The organism is Arsukibacterium ikkense (assembly GCF_000987775.1).
GTDB lineage: Bacteria > Pseudomonadota > Gammaproteobacteria > Enterobacterales > Alteromonadaceae > Alishewanella > Alishewanella ikkense.
Window position 1 is genome coordinate 107644 of sequence record NZ_LAHO01000016.1, and the last position, 16087, is coordinate 123730.

The following is a 16087-nucleotide window of genomic DNA, read 5'->3' on the forward strand; positions in this document are numbered from 1 at the left end:
GACACCTCTCACATTGATGGTTACAGCGTATAAAAAAACGCCACCAAATGGCAGCGTTTTTTTATACGAGTGCGTTACGCAAATGGATGCGTTAACACTATGGTCTGCACCCTGTCTGGCCCGGTAGAGACAATATCTATCGGTACCCCGGTTAGCTGCTCCAGCCGTTGAATGTAATTACGTGCCGCTGGTGGCAGTAACTCCAGCTGCTGAATGCCAAAGGTATTGTCAGACCAGCCCGGCATGGTTTCATACACTGGCGTAACCAGCTCATAACCTTCAGCGGCCAAAGGTGGCGTATCCAGCACAGTGCCATCGGGTTGCTGATAACCAACACAAATACTGAGGCTTTCCAGGCCATCCAGCACATCCAGTTTGGTTAAACAAAAACCTGAGATACTGTTCAGCTGCACGGCACGGCGCACGGCTACAGCATCAAACCAGCCGGTACGGCGTTTGCGGCCGGTGGTAGCACCGAACTCGTGCCCCTTCACGCCAAGATGTTCGCCGACAGCGCAATCCAGCTCCGTTGGGAAGGGACCTGAGCCTACACGGGTGGTATAGGCCTTGACGATACCTAATACATAGTCCAGATAACGCGGCCCAAAACCACAACCGGTGGCTACACCGCCGGCAGTCGTGTTTGATGACGTTACATAAGGATAGGTGCCGTGATCAATGTCCAGCAAGGTACCCTGGGCGCCTTCAAACATGATTTTGTCACCGTTCTTGCGGGCTTTATCCAGCAAATCAGTCACATCAACCACTAAGGATTTCAGTAAGTCAGCCATCGCTAATGCATTGTCCAGCGTGGTCTGATAATCAATAGCCTCGACCTTGTAGTACTGGGTCAGGGTAAAGTTATGCAAGTCCATCACGATTTTCAGTTTTTCCGCAAACAACGTCGGATTAAACAGATCACCTACCCGCAGACCACGGCGCGCCACTTTATCTTCGTACGCCGGACCAATCCCACGCCCTGTAGTACCAATAGGTTTATCACCACGGGCTTTTTCGCGTGCAACATCAAGTGCTACATGAAAGGGCAGAATTAACGGACAGGCTTCGCTGATCAGTAAGCGCTCTTTAACTGGTACGCCACGCTGTTCCAGCATGGTCATTTCCTTTAAAAAGGCTTCTGGAGAAAGCACTACACCATTGCCGATCACACACTTTACGTTTGCACGCAAAATGCCCGATGGAATTAAATGCAGTACTGTTTTCTCACCGTCAATAACCAACGTATGGCCGGCATTGTGACCGCCCTGATAGCGCACCACATAGCTGGCTTTATCCGTTAGTAAATCAACGATCTTACCTTTACCTTCGTCACCCCATTGAGTGCCGAGAACAACAACGTTTTTGGCCATGGTTCCTACATCATGGAAAAAATTAGGCGTGGATTCTACCAAATCGTTAGCCAACTTACAGCTGTGTTACCAAAAAAAAGCCGGTTTTTTATTCGGCTTGCCGTAAATGCCAATAATCAGGCTTGTCGCAGACAAGATAAATCAAAGGAACTACCGATTTGGTACAAGCCAAAGCCAAACCGCAAACGGTCTGCGCGATAGTCGGTAAAAATGTCATTGTTTTTTAAAAAAGCAGCCAGTTCAGCGACTTCACAGGTACTGGCCAGTTTAAAAGTGAAAAAATGGCCATGTTGTTCCGGGTCGTTTAACAGTAAATTGTGCGAATTAAGTTTCGGATGCTGCTGGCGTGCCAGCTCAGTCATAAAGCTCTGCTGCAACTGCTGCACATACTGATGAATACGGCCCACGGTGATGCCCTGTTGTTTCAATAACAGCAATACCGCATGCAGCCGGTATAGGGCGGTATAATCCATGGTCGCACCGGCAAAGTGATTACCATCCTTGCTGTATAACACCAGAGCTGATTTTTCCGCCGCTAAGGTACCAAATTCGGCAAACCAGCCGGTATACCAGGGCCGTTGCTGGCTACCGGGCGGTACCGCCATAAAACAGCACCCCTCACCACCCTGGGCGTATTTATAACTGCCCGCCAGATAAAAGGCGCGCTCGGCAACCGCTGATAAATCGGTCGGTAGTGCCATAAAGCCATGATATCCGTCAATCACCAGCATGGCGTCGCTTACCTCTGCCAGCGCCATGACAAAACCCGCTAAATCAGTTATCGCGTAACCAGAGTTAAAAAACACCTGACTACAAAATATCATATCCGGCTGCTGTGCCGAAGCGGCGGCAATAAAGCGTTCGGTAAAGCTGGCAAAGGGCTCAGTCGGCACGGTGATGAGTTCAATGTTATCAAACTCGGCCAAGCGCTTCGCCTGGCGCTGAAAACTGTAAAACTCGCTGTCGGTGCTTAACACCTTAAGCGGTTTAGTTAAATCAAAACAACTAAACAACCGCATCACTAATTCATGGGTATTACCGGCAAAAACAATTTGCTCTGGTGTGGGCAGGTTCAGTACATCTGCAATCAATTGCTGGGTCTGCGGTATCACTGCACCAAATATATGCTGCCATTTATCGTCTACCAAACGGGCACTGTCGTCCCAATAGGCAATGGTGGCATCGCGGGTAACATCAGGCCAGTAGTGATGTGAGTGGCTGGTAAAATGCTGCTTACCCTGATTGGCCTGTAAAAAGCGCTGATAAAATTGTTGATACATAATAACTCCGCTGTCTTTCGCTCAGACAAAAAAGGCCCTTGCGGGCCTTTTTAATACAGATGATAAGTTAGTTTTGCACTTTATCTGACTTCATATATTTAAAGAAGTCATTATCCGGTTGCACTACCAGAATATCGTCTTTGCTGTTAAAGCTGTTCCGATACGCTTCCAGGCTGCGCACAAAAGAGTAAAACTCAGCATTGCGGTTGTACACATCAGCATACACCCGGGCAGCTAACGCATCACCTTCACCGCGCACTGAACGTGAGTTACGCTCGGCATCTGCCAGCATTACCGTAACGCGGGCGTCGACATCGGCGCGGATAATCTCTGATTGCTCACGACCACGGGCACGATGCTCATCAGCTACTGCTTTTCGCTCGGCGCGCATCCGGGCAAAAATTGACTCACTGATCTCCGTTGGCAGGTTAATTTGTTTAACCCGTACGTCAATCACTTCGATACCCAGCTCGTTAGCCGCAGCGGCAGCTTGCGCCAGGGCGCTTTGCATCAGCTGAGTTCGCTCGCCAGAAACAATCTCCTGAATGGTACGGGTACCAAACTCAGTACGCAGGCCGTTGTTGATATATTGCTTTAACAGCACTTCAGCCTGAGCAGAAATACCACCGGTTGACAGAAAGTAAGCGCCAAAATCTTTAATCCGCCATTTTACATAACTGTCGACCAATAAATCTTTTTTCTCAGCGGTGACAAAACGGTCTGGCTGGTCATCCAAAGTTTGCACCCTGGAGTCAAGCTTACGTACCATTTCTATCATCGGTATTTTTATGTGTAAACCCGGTTCATACACTACAACCTGACCAGTAGCATCACGCTGAATTTTGCCAAACTGCGTAACAATAGCGCGTTGCCCCTCCGGCACCACGAATAAGGCGGAAACCACAATAAGCGCAACAACGACAATAATTGCAATAATAAAGTTTTTCATAAATTAGCCCCTTCCGCTACGCGTCGTACTACCACGTACCGTATCCTGCCGCGGCGTGATGGTATCACTGCTACGGGCTGGCAATGGCATTGGGTTCGCACTGTTGCTACCGGTACTGCCGCCACCTTGCTTCATTAGCTGGTCTAACGGTAAATACATAATATTATTGCTGTTTTTCACGTCAACCAATACCTTTGACGTATTGCTATAAACGTATTCCATGGTCTCCAGATACAGGCGGTCACGGGTGACTTTCGGTGCAGCCAGATATTCTGGTAACAGCCGTTCAAAGCGGGCTACTTCACCCTGGGCTTTCAACACAATTTGCTGCTTATACGCTTCGGCTTCCTGCATAACCCGGTTAACCTGACCACGAGCCCGTGGTTCGATTTCTCTGGCATAAGCAGTCGCTTCCTGCACAAAACGCTCCTGATCTTCCTGCGCTTTAATTGCATCATCAAAAGCATCACGCACCTCTTCTGGTGGCCGTGCATCGCGGAAGTTAACATCAACCAGGGTGATACCCATGTTATACGGTTCGATAATGCCTTCCAGCTCCTGACGGGTATTTTGGCGCACCACTTCCCGGCCACGGGTTAACACGTCATCCATGATGGAATGACCAATTACGAAACGCAGCGCGGCGTCTGTTGCCTCACCTAAACTGCGATCAGCATTCACCACTGAAAACAAATAATCCCGGGCATTGAATATCCGGTACTGTACTTCGAACGTTACCCGCACCAGATTTTGATCCTGGGTCAGCATAAAGCCATCGGCACGCAGTGATTTTACTTCCTGCACGTTTACCGGCGTTACCGTATCGACAAAGGTCGGTTTCCAATGAATACCTGCACCAACTTCAGTGTGGTACTGGCCAAACCGCAAGATCACCCCGCGTTCAGCATCTTTAATGGTGTAGAAACCACTTATGCCCCATACCACAGCGGCAATAACCAAAATCAGGATAAACGCAGCTGAAGCACCATTGCCTGATGACTTATTACCACCACCAAAAATACCGCCAAATTTTTTGCCAAAGTTGCGGAATACTTCATCTAAATCGGGTGGACCCTGGTCACGACCACCCTGTTTCCAGGGGTCGTTGTTTTTGCCATTGTTACCCGGCTCATTCCAAGCCATGTTTAACTCCATCTCAAGTTATAAATTAAAGGTTAATGTATCAAATAACAGGCGCTATGACGATATAGTTTTCCAACTCACCATCGCTTTGCTTTAACATCCGGGCCCATTGCGCTACCGATAACCGGATATCCAACCAACATGTCCCCTGTTCGTCAAAGCGTTCAGCGCTGATGACCTGCTGCTCATGTAACTTTGCCCGCCAGGCCGCACATTGCGGCGGTAACGCTAAGCTTAGCTGTAAATGCTCTACCGACAGCAGGTTAGCGATGGCTTGCTGTAACAGCAGCATCCCCTCACCCGTCAGAGCGGACAAATAGACGGCCCGCGGCAGGCCATCATCACCATATTCTATACGGGCGCTCTGGCCAAACTGATCGACTTTATTAAACACCTGCAGCTGCAACACCTCCGCAGCGTCAATATCTGTTAACACTTGCTGTACCGAGGCTATGTTATCTTCTTTTCTGGGATCTGCGCCATCAATCACGTGCAGTTGTAAATCAGCGTCGCGGGTTTCCTGCAAGGTAGATTTAAACGCAGCCACTAAATTATGGGGTAAATGACGGATAAAACCGACGGTATCAGCCAGCACTATGGGCCCGAAATTGTCCAGTTTAATCTGGCGCAGGGTCGGGTCTAATGTCGCAAACAGTTGATCTGCAGCATACACTGTGGCAGACGTTAACCGGTTAAACAGAGTTGATTTTCCAGCATTGGTATACCCCACTATCGACACCACAGGCGTTGCACTGCGTTGCCGGGCTTTACGCCCCTGCTCACGCTGGGTGCTGATTTTTTCCAGCCGCTGCAATAACGCCCGCACCCGCTCACGCAGCAGGCGTCTGTCGGTTTCCAATCGGGTTTCACCCGGGCCGCGTAAACCAATACCGCCTTTTTGCCGTTCAGCATTGTCCCAGCCCCGCACCAGGCGAGAGGCTAAATGCTGCAGCTGAGCCAGTTCCACTTGCAGCTTACCTTCATAGGTGCGTGCACGCTGGGCAAAAATATCAAGAATAAGGGTGGTGCGATCTATCACTCTGGCCTGGAACAACTGCTCCAGATTACGGGTTTGACTGGGACTTAACACATGGTTAAAAATAACCACAGAAGCCGCAAATTGCTCAACCGCGTCTTTGATTTCTTCGGCTTTACCAGAGCCGACAAACAAGCGGGTATCAGGTGCGCTGCGATTAGCAGTAATCGTATGCATAGCAGTCACGTTCGCAGAAGCTACCAGCATGGTAAGCTCCTGCAAATCTTCGTTGCTATGCTCTTGCGGAAAATTTACATGAACCAGAATAGCTTGTTCTGCAAGCTCAGCTAAGTCAAACAAGCGCTATTGCTCCTGGCGTTATTATTCCACATCCTCGCCTTCACTGTCGCCCTGACCGGCGCCATGGCTCACCATGGTGTTAACTGCCCGGGATGGCACAACAGTAGAGATAGCGTGCTTGTAAACCATTTGGCTTACCGTGTTTTTCAGCAAAATGACGAATTGATCAAAAGACTCAATCTGCCCCTGCAGTTTAATTCCATTCACCAGATAAATAGCGACCGGAATGCGCTCGCGTCTTAAGGTGTTTAAAAATGGATCTTGTAAAGATTGGCCCTTTGCCATGTGCCGCTTTCCTTTTTTTTATTAGTGAGCTGTATATAGGTATTATTTTTTTTATTTCAAGTTGTTAAAGCTAACTTTTTTTCCATCTTATCTAGCTTAGCGAAGAAAGTACCGCTTGCAAGTTTTCTGTGGCACTGGCTTCACTTTTTAACCAGATGACACCCGGCCAGCCCCGCAGCCAGGTAAGCTGTCGCTTGGCCAGTTGCCGGGTAGCCGCGATCCCTCTGGCCACCATCTCATCGTAACTATAATCACCGTCCAGATACTGCCAGACCTGGCGATAACCAACACAGCGCATGGCTGGCAAGTCTGGATGCAAGGCCACGCGGCGCTGCAGATTGGCCACTTCCTCAACAAAACCACTGGCCAGCATTTGCTCAAATCTTAGCGCTATACGCTGATGCAATACCGCACGATCAGTAGGTGCAATGGCAAATTGGTGTACTTTAAACGGAAAAGGTTCCCCTTTTTCTGCAGTTAATTCCGTCATGGTTTTGCCGGTTAACCTATACACTTCCAGCGCCCGGTTAATCCGCTGCGGATCGTTTGGATGAATACGCTGGGCCGATACCGGGTCAATCTGTTGCAATTGCTGGTGCAATGCTTGCCAGCCTTTGCTGGCTGCTTCGGCCTCTAATGCTGCCCGGATTTTACTGTCAGCAGCCGGCAAGGGTGAAATACCGTCAAGCAACGCTTTAAAGTACAACATGGTGCCACCGACAAAAATCGGGATCCGGCCCCGGCGCTGAATTTCACTAATCAACCGTAACGCATCATCCCGGAAATCGGCTGCGGAATAACTTTGCTCAGGTTCCAGTATATCCACTAAATGATGTGGCGCCTGCAGCAGCTCTGCTGCCGTCGGCTTAGCTGTACCAATATCCATACCGCGGTAGATTAATGCACTGTCGACACTGATAAGCTCGGCCGGCAAGTGCTTTAGTAGTTCTATCGCCAAGGCAGTTTTACCGGATGCCGTCGGCCCCATAATAAATATAACAGGTAAACTACTACTCATGGCGATACCTGCTGGCTTAGCGCCAGGATACTGTTGCTTAAGTCTAAAGGTACAGCATGCCAGTGCTGGCTGTCGGTGAGTAACCCGGCAAAATAGTGTATCAGCGTATCGCCACTGAGCCAATTGGATGAAAGTAGCATAGACAACAGCGCCGCACTGCCTGCCAGCGCAGTAGTGGCAGCCAACAGGGGCGCCGCTTGTAACAACCACTGACTAAGTGGCGTTGCCCGCAGCCAGGGGGCTACCGCCCGCAGCACCGCAGTATTGTCGTGCAGCAAAATATCAAAACCTAACTGCTGTAACAGGCTCGCCGCAGCCAGTAGCTGTTGTTTTTCAGTCACCGTCAGCTGTAAGCGCAGCGGCAGCAATAATGGCACTTTGCTGTTATCAGCAAGCCAGTGCGGCGCCAGCGTCATGGCTAAATCCACTAATACCAGCCCTTGCGCCCGTTGCGCCACCGCATAACGTCCGCCAGCCGCCAGCATTGCCGGCCCGGCGCTAACATGGCCAGCCGCAGGCACTGCAACCGCATGCGCCAGCTGTAAATATTGTATTTGCTGCTGTGTCTGGCTGGCCGGCGGATGATCATGCCTGGCGCCAGAGCGGTAAGTGGCCGGCCTGACATTGGCCTGGCCTGCCTGCGTGGCGACCTGATAAGCCGCTGCCGTATTGGCAACCTGTGGTGGCGCTGCTGCCGGCTCATCAGTTAGCTGTGCCAGAGCATCACTTAGCGCACTAACCACAAAATCATGCACCAGCCGGGCCTGATGAAAACGCACTTCATGCTTTGCCGGATGCACATTAACATCAACCTCGGCCGGGTCAATCTCCAGAAACAACACAAAACCGGGTTGCTGCTCCTGGCTTAAGCGCTCGCCATAAGCCTGGCGGATCGCATGATTCAGTAATTTATCACGCATCATCCGGCCATTAACATAACTGTACTGGCACAGCGGTTGCTGCTGACACGCTTGCGGCGCCAGCAGCCAGCCACTGAGTTTCAGGCCGCCATAACTGTTTTCAATAAAGGCGGCGTGTTCGGCAAAGGCTCTGCCACACAAGGCGGCCACCCTTTTCTGACGGGCGATAAGCGTAGTAGCTTGTGGCAAGCGCCGGACACTCTGGCCATTATGATTTAACTGCCAGCTGACATCGAACCGGCTGAGTGCCAGACGCTTGACCAGCTCATCAATATGGCTGAACTCGGTTTTATCAGTGCGTAAAAACTTGCGCCGGGCGGGCGTGTTAAAAAATAAATCGACCACTTCAATACTGGTGCCATCTGGATGGGCAGCCGGTTTTACCGTTACCGTCATGTCACGCCCTTCGGCCTGCGCCTGCCAGGCGGCGGTTTGCCCAGCCGGTTTTGAGGTCAGGGTCAGCCGTGATACCGAGCTGATACTGGCTAAGGCTTCGCCGCGAAAACCGAGACTGGTTATCTGCGCTAAGTCGTTCAGCTCACTGATTTTACTGGTGGCATGCCGGCTTAATGCCAGCACCAGCTCATGCTCTGCTATCCCTGCGCCATTATCGCGGATGCGGATAAGCTTACTGCCGCCTTTTTCAATATCAATATCAATCTGACTGGCACCGGCATCCAGGCTGTTTTCCACCAGCTCTTTCACCACCGAGGCCGGGCGTTCCACCACCTCACCGGCGGCAATCTGATTGGCCAGTTGCGGTGGCAGAATCTTAATGCTCATACTCAGGGGATCCGTAAAACCTGGCCGATACGAATACTGTCATTAGCCAGTTTATTGTGGCTACGTAGCGCGTCCACCGACACATCATAACGCTGGGCCAGCAACGACAACGATTCACCCGCCTGCACTTTATGCTCCCGGCTGCGTTGCTGGGCAAATAGCGAGTCGGCCGGTGGCGCTTGCTGAAAATGCCGTTTTAACGCAGTAAATAAAGACTGTGCCAGCCGCGCCTGATGGCTGCTATTGCGCAGTTGCTGCTCTTCCTGCGGGTTGGAGATAAACCCTACCTCCACCAGAATAGACGGAATATCTGGCGATCTGAGCACTCCTAAACTGGCCGCTTGCGGCTGTGCTTTATGTAAGCGGGTGATTTTAGCCAGCTCGGTTAACACCTGGTTAGCGGCCTGGTGTGCCGTTACCATGGAATGGTTCATCGATAAATCCAGCACGGTTTGTGCCAGATAACGCTCATTGGCAGAGTCACGAATAACCTCTGCTACCCCGCCCAGCAGTTCGCCATGGCGCTCGGTTTGTTCCAGCATCCGCCCCACCTCAGTGGTGGCCCGACGTAACGACAACACCCACACCGCCGCCCCGCGCGGTTGCGGTGAGGTAAAGGCATCAGCGTGAATAGACACCAGTAAATCGGCTTGCATACTGCGGGCGATATCCGTACGGCGGTTGATATGCACATAGTAATCGCCAGTACGCACCAGTAACGATTTCATGCCGGGTTCTTTATCGATAAGCTCGGCCAGCCGGCGGGCAATCGGCAGGGTCAGATTTTTTTCATAAGTACCGGTAGGGCCGATAGAGCCAGGGTCTTCGCCGCCATGGCCGGCGTCGATGGCAATCACAATATCGCGGGCGGCGCGGATACTGCGGGGCGGCTCTCTTGTTAGTCTGGCGTTGTCATCAGGCAGGTCAATAACCAGCCTGTGGCCATAGGGTGCAGTAGGCGTTAAGGCAAACACCGTCGGTTTAACCGCGTTGGTTAAATCCAGCACAATACGCATGCTGTTATTATCACCACTGCTACGAATTGCTTTAATCAGCTTTGACTCGCCATTAATCGCCGGCAGTGCCGCACTACCATTGGTGTTAGTCAGGTCGATAACCAGCCGGTCAGGCTTATCCAGGCTAAAACTTTTATATTCAGGGGCAGCCGACAAATCGAGTACCACCCGGGTATTATCGGGCGAAGGCCAAATGCGGATGCTCTGCACCTGATTACTGGCATAACTTAACGCTGAAAAAAACCATAAGATGGTTAACCCGGCGCAGCTAAGAAATTGTTTATTATTTTTTTTCATCATCTCTTATTGCATCTATTATGGCGCAGCCTGTGGCTGTGCCAGCACTGATTACCACTTGCCGCTGTGCGTCAAGATAGCTTAAGTGTATGTCGAGATCAGGTTCTGGTAAATAACCCTGTCCCTGCTCTGGCCATTCCAGTAAACACAAGCTCTGGCTATGGAAATAATCGCGTATCCCCATAAACTCCAGTTCTTCCGGATCGGCCAACCGGTACAAATCAAAATGGTACACCGTTAAATCAGCTAACTGGTAAGGCTCTACCAGAGTGTAGGTTGGACTTTTCACATTGCCCTGATGACCAAGCGCATGCAATATGCCGCGGCTGAACGTGGTTTTACCCGCCCCCAGGCTACCATGTAAAAAAAGCACCTGGCCACCTTTTAATCCCGCCGCCAACCGGCCCGCCAGGGCCAGGGTGGCAGCTTCATCTGCCAGTACTGTTGTATATTTCGTTATCACATAACCCCAAACTTGCTGATAGTGTTGGCCTGGCCGGCAGTTCTGCCGCTATGTTAACAAACTATGGCAAAGCGCGGCCAGCAAAACTGCTGCAAAAGCCATAGTATTGCCTCAGTACTATGACCCGAAAATGAATATCCGGTTCCCGGTCTTTAACACGCTATGTTAAAGTGACGCCGATTGCAGCTTTTATGCGCCAGAGGAATAACCGCTATGGCTACCGATTACCAGCAGCTTGCCCTGCAAATAAAGCGTTGGGCTCAGGAGCTGGGGTTTCAGCAGCTGGGAATAACCGCCACAGATCTCAGCAGCGAAGAGCCTCGCCTGGAGGCCTGGTTGGCACAGGGGTACCATGGTGATATGCATTACATGAGTGAACATGGCATGTTACGCGCCCGCCCCGCCGACTTGCTGCCGGGCACATTGCGGGTACTCAGTGTGCGGATGGACTACCTGCCAGCACAGGCGGGTTTTGCCACCAACCTGGCCAATCCGGCCAAAGCCTATATCAGCCGTTATGCGCTTGGCCGCGATTATCACAAATTAGTTCGCAACCGATTGAAACAACTGGCGCAGAAAATCAGTAACGAGATACCCGAACTGGGCTTTCGGCCTTTTGTCGACTCGGCACCTGTGCTGGAAAGGCCACTGGCGCAGCGTGCAGGCCTGGGATGGGTAGGTAAACACAGTCTATTACTAAACCATGGTGTGGGTTCCTGGTTTTTTTTAGGCGAGTTGCTGCTTGATATACCGCTGCCAGTAGACGAGCCGCATCAGGGCGACTGCGGCAGCTGTGTGGCTTGCATTACCAGCTGCCCTACCGGCGCTATTGTTGCCCCCTATGTGGTGGATGGCCGGCGTTGCATTTCTTACCTGACTATCGAGTTGAAAACCGCTATCCCCGAAGAGTTGCGGCCATTAATTGGCAACCGCATTTATGGCTGCGATGATTGTCAGCTGGTCTGCCCGGAAAACCGTGAGGCGCCAGTCAGTATTGAGGCTGACTTTCAGCGGCGAAGCCAGTGGCAGGATCAGGATTTATTGCAACTGTTCGCCTGGGACGAAAGCACTTTTTTAAGGCTGACCGAAGGCAGTGCCATCCGGCGCATTGGTTTTGAGCGCTGGCAGCGCAATATTGCCGTGGCATTGGGTAACGCACCTTATCAACCCGACATAGCCGCAGCGCTGCACGCGGCTAAACCTGCGGCTTCTGAGCTGGTGACAGAGCATATTGACTGGGCACTGGCGCAGCAAAAACGCAAAAGCTGGCAAGCAGAAAATATCCTGCCGCGCAGTACAGAGCGGCTGGTCAGAATTATTCAGAAGGGGTTGCCGCGGGATGCATAAGGCCGTTTTCACGTGCCGCTAAGCGTTGTTGTGCCAGGCTTATTATGTGCTGCTGGCGCTGTGGGTTGGCCTGTTGCCATTCCAGAATTTCTGCCAGCAGCCTGCCGCAGCCTAAACAGATATCTTGCTGATCCAGACAACAATTGCGAACACAGGGCGACTCAATCATATTTGCTTACCACAATTACTGGGACCCCAGTTACGTGGTTTGAGTGTAGCAAAATTGAAAAACAAAAAGCCGCTGTTAAGCGGCTTTTTGTTCGAATTTGGAGCGAGTAACGAGGTTCGAACTCGTGACCTCGACCTTGGCAAGGTCGCGCTCTACCAGCTGAGCTATACTCGCATCAGGCAACGCTGTTGCGTTGTGATGGCGCGCATTTTACAAAATCAGCGCGCTTATGCAAGCACTTTATGCCGGTAATTTGAAAAAATATTGGCGATAGGTTACTAATTCAGCAATCGACTCACGAATATCATCCAGCGCCAGGTGGCTGCCGGCTTTTTGCACTTTATTCAGCACGTCGGGGTGCCAGCGCCGGGCCAGCTCTTTCACGGTGCTGACATCCAGATTGCGGTAATGAAAATAGCCCTCCAGCGCTGGCGCATATTCGGCTAAAAAGCGCCGATCCTGGCCAATACTGTTGCCACACATCGGTGATTTACCTTTCGCCACATACTGGCTTAAAAAGGCAATCGTTTGCTGTTCGGCATCTGCCAGGCTGGTGTTACTGGCCAGGCAACGGGCGGTTAAACCGCTTTTACCATGCTGCTCAACACACCAGGGGTCCATGTTATCCAGAATAGTTGCCGGGGTTCTGATCGCAAACACCGGCCCTTCAGCCAAAATATTCAGCTGGCTGTCGGTGACAATAGTTGCCATCTCCAGAATAACATCGGTTTTGGGCTCCAGCCCGGTCATTTCCAAATCCAGCCAGATTAAATGTGTGTCGTTCGTTGCCATATTGATTCCTTAACGTGCGCGCTGCTTTGTTCAAATTAAGATTGCAGGTATGATACACGCCTTAAGCTTAACACTGATAGTGCCTGTTTGCGCACAACGGTAAAACCAGCACGTGACCAAAAAAAAGCACCTGACCAAACGCCAAACCGACCGCATTGCTCAAAACGAGCAAAAACGACTGCGTGGTAATAAAAAAAGCAAAACCGAGCAATGGGACGAGGATGTGTTGTTAGCGCCGGAACCGGGCTTAGTGATCAGCCGGTTTGGCCAGCATGCTGATATCGAAGATAGCAGCGGCGCCGTCGTGCGCTGCAGTATGCGCCGCACCATAAGCTCAGTGGTAACCGGTGACAAGGTGATCTGGCGCCGCGCCAGGCAAGGCACCGGCAGCATCGATGGCGTAATTGAGGCGGTAGAAGATCGCAGCTCAGTGCTGCTGCGCCCTGATTTTTACGACGGCTTAAAACCCGTTGCCGCCAACATCGATTTAATGATTATTGTCTCGGCCATATTACCAGCGCTGTCACTGAATATTATTGACCGCTACTTAGTTGCCGCTGAAATGACTCACATTAAGCCGTTACTGGTGATCAACAAAGTGGACTTACTCACGGCGGAGCAGCATCAGGAATTAGATCAACAACTGAGTCAATATAAAAAAATTGGCTATGATTATTTATTAGTCAGTGCTAAATCTGGCCAGGGCATGCCTGAGCTGCTAACGCAGATCCACAGTGGTACCAGTATCTTCGTTGGCCAGTCTGGTGTCGGTAAATCCTCGTTAATGAATAACCTGATGCCCGGCCTGACTGCGGCAACCCGCGAAGTATCCGAAAATTCCGGCTTAGGCCAGCACACCACCACGGTATCCAGGTTGTATCATTTACCTGAAGGCGGCGATTTAATTGACTCGCCCGGTATTCGCGAGTTCGCCTTATGGCACTTAACCGAGCAAGAAGTGACTGAGGGCTTTATCGAATTTCAGCCCTGGCTTGGCCGCTGTAAGTTCCGCGACTGTAAACATATTACAGACCCAGGCTGTGCCATTGTGCATGCGGTAGAGCAACAGGAAATCAGCAAGGATCGCTACGACAGTTATTTGAAAATTCTGGCCAGTATGGTGCAGGACAAACCCAATTATTTTTAAGTGAAAGGTTAGTAAGCCAATGGATAAAGTGAAAATTACTCTGCAATACATGATGCCAAAGCATTTTTTCTCACGCGTGGTGGGCAAACTGGCTGCTGCGCAACTTGGCTGGTTCAGCCATTTGCTGATCAAGCTGTTTATCAAATCGTATAACATCAATATGAGCGAAGCACAGTTCGAGCGGCCAGAAGATTACGCCAGCTTTAATGAATTTTTTACCCGGCCATTAAAAGACGGTATCCGGCCACTCGCCAGCGAACCAGGCATTATGGCACACCCGGTAGACGGCACTATCAGTCAGTTAGGCCCTATCGTTGCTGGCAAGCTGGTGCAGGCTAAAAATCATAATTACTCGCTGCAAAGTTTACTGGGTGGCCTCGAGCAAACCGCTGCCCCCTATGCTGGAGGTACTTTTGCTACTATTTATCTGGCGCCCAAAGATTATCACCGTATTCATATGCCGGTGGCCGGCACGCTGCGCGAGATGATCTACATTCCGGGCGAGCTGTTCTCGGTAAATCCGTTAACGGCTGAAAATGTGCCTGATTTATTTGCCCGCAACGAACGGGTAGTCACTATTTTTGACACAGAATTCGGCCCCATGGCACTAGTATTAGTCGGCGCCACTATAGTGGCCAGTATTGAGACCGTCTGGGCCGGTACTATTACCCCCCCCACCGGCAAAACCATTTTCCGCTGGAGCTATCCGGCAACTGGCAATACCGCCATTACCCTGGAAAAAGGCGCCGAGATGGGCCGCTTTAAGCTGGGCTCGACCGTAGTACTGGCCTTCCCAGAGGGCAAAGTAGATTTTCTGGCCGATCAGCAAGCCGGCACTGTCACCCGCATGGGTGCGCCTTTTGCTGAATTAAAATAATGCAAATTATTGCCCATCGTGGCGCCAGTGGTGACTACCCGGAAAACACCCTGCTGGCCATTGAGCAAGCTATTGCTCAGGGCGCTGATGCTATTGAGATAGACGTGTTCGCCGTGCAAGACGAGCTGATTGTTATTCACGATCACCACTTAGCACGCACCACCAATGGCAGCGGCAGTATTTATCAATATACCCTGGCCGAGCTATTGCAACTGAACGCCGGCCAGGGCCAGCGTATTCCTACCTTGTGGCAGGTGCTCGCAGTAGTGCAGGGCAAATGCTGGCTGAATATCGAACTAAAAGGCGACGATACCGTCGCGCCTTTGCTGGCGTTGCTGGATAAAGCCAGGCAACAACTGGGGTTTGATTGTCAGCAGCTACTTATCTCTTCGTTTAACCATCATTTACTGGCTGACATTAAATTAAAACGCCCCACTCTAAAACTCGGAGCCCTCACCGCCTCACTGCCTATTGATTATGCGGCGTTTGCCAGCGCATTACAGGCCTATTCAGTAAATTGTGATGTTAGCTTTATTAACCAGGCTTTTGTTGATGATGCCAAAGCGCGTGGCTTACAGGTATTCGTTTACACAGTAGACCAAACCGACGATATTAACCGCTTAAAAAACTATGGCGTAGATGGGATTTTTTGTAATTTCCCGGCGCGCAGCCGAGCGGTGTTGTAGAGGACCAACAACAGCAACAACAGGACAGGCACAACTCAACAGCAACAACAGGACAGGCACAACTCAACAAAACATTCAGCAACTAATACCAGGCATTAGCACCATTAATAACAACCACCAACATCTTGACAGCCGGGTAATCAATAACTAACTTTACCACTGTATATTTAAACAGCCATGCAGGTGCGATATGCCCAGACCCCGCAAAG

The 16087-nt window shown here is 50.9% G+C and carries 16 protein-coding genes and 1 tRNA gene; 4 read left to right on the top strand and 13 right to left on the bottom strand.

The genetic code is table 11. The annotated features are described in order from the left end of the window. Positions 1-74 precede the first annotated feature (74 nt). The 10 genes from WG68_RS15740 to tsaE form a co-directional block, all read right to left on the bottom strand. A complete protein-coding gene (locus WG68_RS15740) occupies positions 75-1370 on the bottom strand; it encodes an adenylosuccinate synthase (RefSeq protein ID WP_046558678.1) in 1296 nt (431 codons plus the stop codon). A 116-nt stretch (positions 1371-1486) separates the two neighbouring features. Then, on the bottom strand, positions 1487-2650 hold the full coding sequence (locus tag WG68_RS15745; protein ID WP_046558679.1) for an aminotransferase class V-fold PLP-dependent enzyme: 1164 nt from the start codon (positions 2648-2650) through the stop codon (positions 1487-1489). Positions 2651-2717: 67 nt separating this feature from the next. After that, positions 2718-3599: a protease modulator HflC gene (hflC, locus tag WG68_RS15750; RefSeq protein ID WP_046558680.1), complete on the bottom strand. Its 882-nt coding sequence runs from the start codon at positions 3597-3599 to the stop codon at positions 2718-2720. 3 nt (positions 3600-3602) lie between these two features. Beyond that, positions 3603-4742 (bottom strand): FtsH protease activity modulator HflK, encoded by a 1140-nt coding sequence (hflK, locus tag WG68_RS15755; protein ID WP_046558681.1) that lies wholly within the window; start codon positions 4740-4742, stop codon positions 3603-3605. A 40-nt stretch (positions 4743-4782) separates the two neighbouring features. Continuing rightward, positions 4783-6078, bottom strand: coding sequence for a ribosome rescue GTPase HflX (hflX, locus tag WG68_RS15760; protein WP_046558682.1), 1296 nt, complete (start codon positions 6076-6078; stop codon positions 4783-4785). A 21-nt stretch (positions 6079-6099) separates the two neighbouring features. Then, positions 6100-6363 carry an RNA chaperone Hfq gene (gene hfq, locus WG68_RS15765; RefSeq protein WP_046558683.1) on the bottom strand — a complete coding sequence of 88 codons (264 nt, stop codon included), beginning with the start codon at positions 6361-6363 and terminating at the stop codon, positions 6100-6102. Between the two features lie 91 nt (positions 6364-6454). Continuing rightward, positions 6455-7381 (bottom strand): tRNA (adenosine(37)-N6)-dimethylallyltransferase MiaA, encoded by a 927-nt coding sequence (gene miaA / locus WG68_RS15770; RefSeq protein ID WP_046558684.1) that lies wholly within the window; start codon positions 7379-7381, stop codon positions 6455-6457. Continuing rightward, positions 7378-9084, bottom strand: coding sequence for a DNA mismatch repair endonuclease MutL (gene mutL, locus WG68_RS15775; protein ID WP_046558685.1), 1707 nt, complete (start codon positions 9082-9084; stop codon positions 7378-7380). Before mutL ends, miaA begins: the two co-directional genes overlap by 4 nt. A 2-nt stretch (positions 9085-9086) precedes the next feature. After that, complete coding sequence (locus WG68_RS15780; RefSeq protein ID WP_235357756.1) at positions 9087-10400, bottom strand: N-acetylmuramoyl-L-alanine amidase; 1314 nt, start codon at positions 10398-10400, stop codon at positions 9087-9089. Next, entirely contained in the window at positions 10384-10857 is a 474-nt protein-coding gene (gene tsaE / locus WG68_RS15785; protein WP_046558699.1) for a tRNA (adenosine(37)-N6)-threonylcarbamoyltransferase complex ATPase subunit type 1 TsaE, read from the bottom strand. Before tsaE ends, WG68_RS15780 begins: the two co-directional genes overlap by 17 nt. 216 nt (positions 10858-11073) lie before the next feature. Between tsaE and queG the strand changes: the two genes are divergently transcribed. Further along, positions 11074-12207 carry a tRNA epoxyqueuosine(34) reductase QueG gene (queG, locus tag WG68_RS15790; protein WP_046558687.1) on the top strand — a complete coding sequence of 378 codons (1134 nt, stop codon included), beginning with the start codon at positions 11074-11076 and terminating at the stop codon, positions 12205-12207. On the opposite strand, the gene WG68_RS15795 is transcribed toward queG, so the two are convergent. The 3 genes from WG68_RS15795 to orn all read right to left on the bottom strand — a co-directional run bounded on the left by WG68_RS15795 (position 12176) and on the right by orn (position 13168). Next, complete coding sequence (locus WG68_RS15795) at positions 12176-12376, bottom strand: DUF1289 domain-containing protein (RefSeq protein ID WP_046558688.1); 201 nt, start codon at positions 12374-12376, stop codon at positions 12176-12178. The two genes, queG and WG68_RS15795, sit on opposite strands and share 32 nt — an antisense overlap. Before the next feature lie 98 nt (positions 12377-12474). Continuing rightward, positions 12475-12550, bottom strand: a tRNA-Gly gene (locus WG68_RS15800). 66 nt (positions 12551-12616) lie between these two features. After that, complete coding sequence (orn, locus tag WG68_RS15805) at positions 12617-13168, bottom strand: oligoribonuclease (RefSeq protein WP_046558689.1); 552 nt, start codon at positions 13166-13168, stop codon at positions 12617-12619. Between the two features lie 112 nt (positions 13169-13280). On the opposite strand from orn, the gene rsgA reads away from it, so the two are divergent. Genes rsgA through WG68_RS15820 form a run of 3 tightly spaced genes read left to right on the top strand, consistent with a single transcriptional unit; the run spans position 13281 to position 15878 of the window. Beyond that, complete coding sequence (rsgA, locus tag WG68_RS15810) at positions 13281-14315, top strand: small ribosomal subunit biogenesis GTPase RsgA (protein ID WP_046558690.1); 1035 nt, start codon at positions 13281-13283, stop codon at positions 14313-14315. Between the two features lie 19 nt (positions 14316-14334). Next, a complete protein-coding gene (asd, locus tag WG68_RS15815; RefSeq protein WP_046558691.1) occupies positions 14335-15192 on the top strand; it encodes an archaetidylserine decarboxylase in 858 nt (285 codons plus the stop codon). Continuing rightward, positions 15192-15878: a glycerophosphodiester phosphodiesterase gene (locus WG68_RS15820; RefSeq protein ID WP_046558692.1), complete on the top strand. Its 687-nt coding sequence runs from the start codon at positions 15192-15194 to the stop codon at positions 15876-15878. Before asd ends, WG68_RS15820 begins: the two co-directional genes overlap by 1 nt. The last annotated feature ends 209 nt before the right edge of the window (positions 15879-16087 follow it).

Coding starts and splice junctions, on each gene's coding strand:
- WG68_RS15740 (WP_046558678.1), bottom strand. CDS start 1,370: ATGGCCAAAAACGTTGTTGTTCTCGGCACTCAATGGGGTGACGAAGGT.
- WG68_RS15745 (WP_046558679.1), bottom strand. CDS start 2,650: ATGTATCAACAATTTTATCAGCGCTTTTTACAGGCCAATCAGGGTAAG.
- hflC (WP_046558680.1), bottom strand. CDS start 3,599: ATGAAAAACTTTATTATTGCAATTATTGTCGTTGTTGCGCTTATTGTG.
- hflK (WP_046558681.1), bottom strand. CDS start 4,742: ATGGCTTGGAATGAGCCGGGTAACAATGGCAAAAACAACGACCCCTGG.
- hfq (WP_046558683.1), bottom strand. CDS start 6,363: ATGGCAAAGGGCCAATCTTTACAAGATCCATTTTTAAACACCTTAAGA.
- miaA (WP_046558684.1), bottom strand. CDS start 7,381: ATGAGTAGTAGTTTACCTGTTATATTTATTATGGGGCCGACGGCATCC.
- mutL (WP_046558685.1), bottom strand. CDS start 9,084: ATGAGCATTAAGATTCTGCCACCGCAACTGGCCAATCAGATTGCCGCC.
- WG68_RS15780 (WP_235357756.1), bottom strand. CDS start 10,400: ATGATGAAAAAAAATAATAAACAATTTCTTAGCTGCGCCGGGTTAACC.
- queG (WP_046558687.1), top strand. CDS start 11,074: ATGGCTACCGATTACCAGCAGCTTGCCCTGCAAATAAAGCGTTGGGCT.
- WG68_RS15795 (WP_046558688.1), bottom strand. CDS start 12,376: ATGATTGAGTCGCCCTGTGTTCGCAATTGTTGTCTGGATCAGCAAGAT.
- orn (WP_046558689.1), bottom strand. CDS start 13,168: ATGGCAACGAACGACACACATTTAATCTGGCTGGATTTGGAAATGACC.
- asd (WP_046558691.1), top strand. CDS start 14,335: ATGGATAAAGTGAAAATTACTCTGCAATACATGATGCCAAAGCATTTT.
- WG68_RS15820 (WP_046558692.1), top strand. CDS start 15,192: ATGCAAATTATTGCCCATCGTGGCGCCAGTGGTGACTACCCGGAAAAC.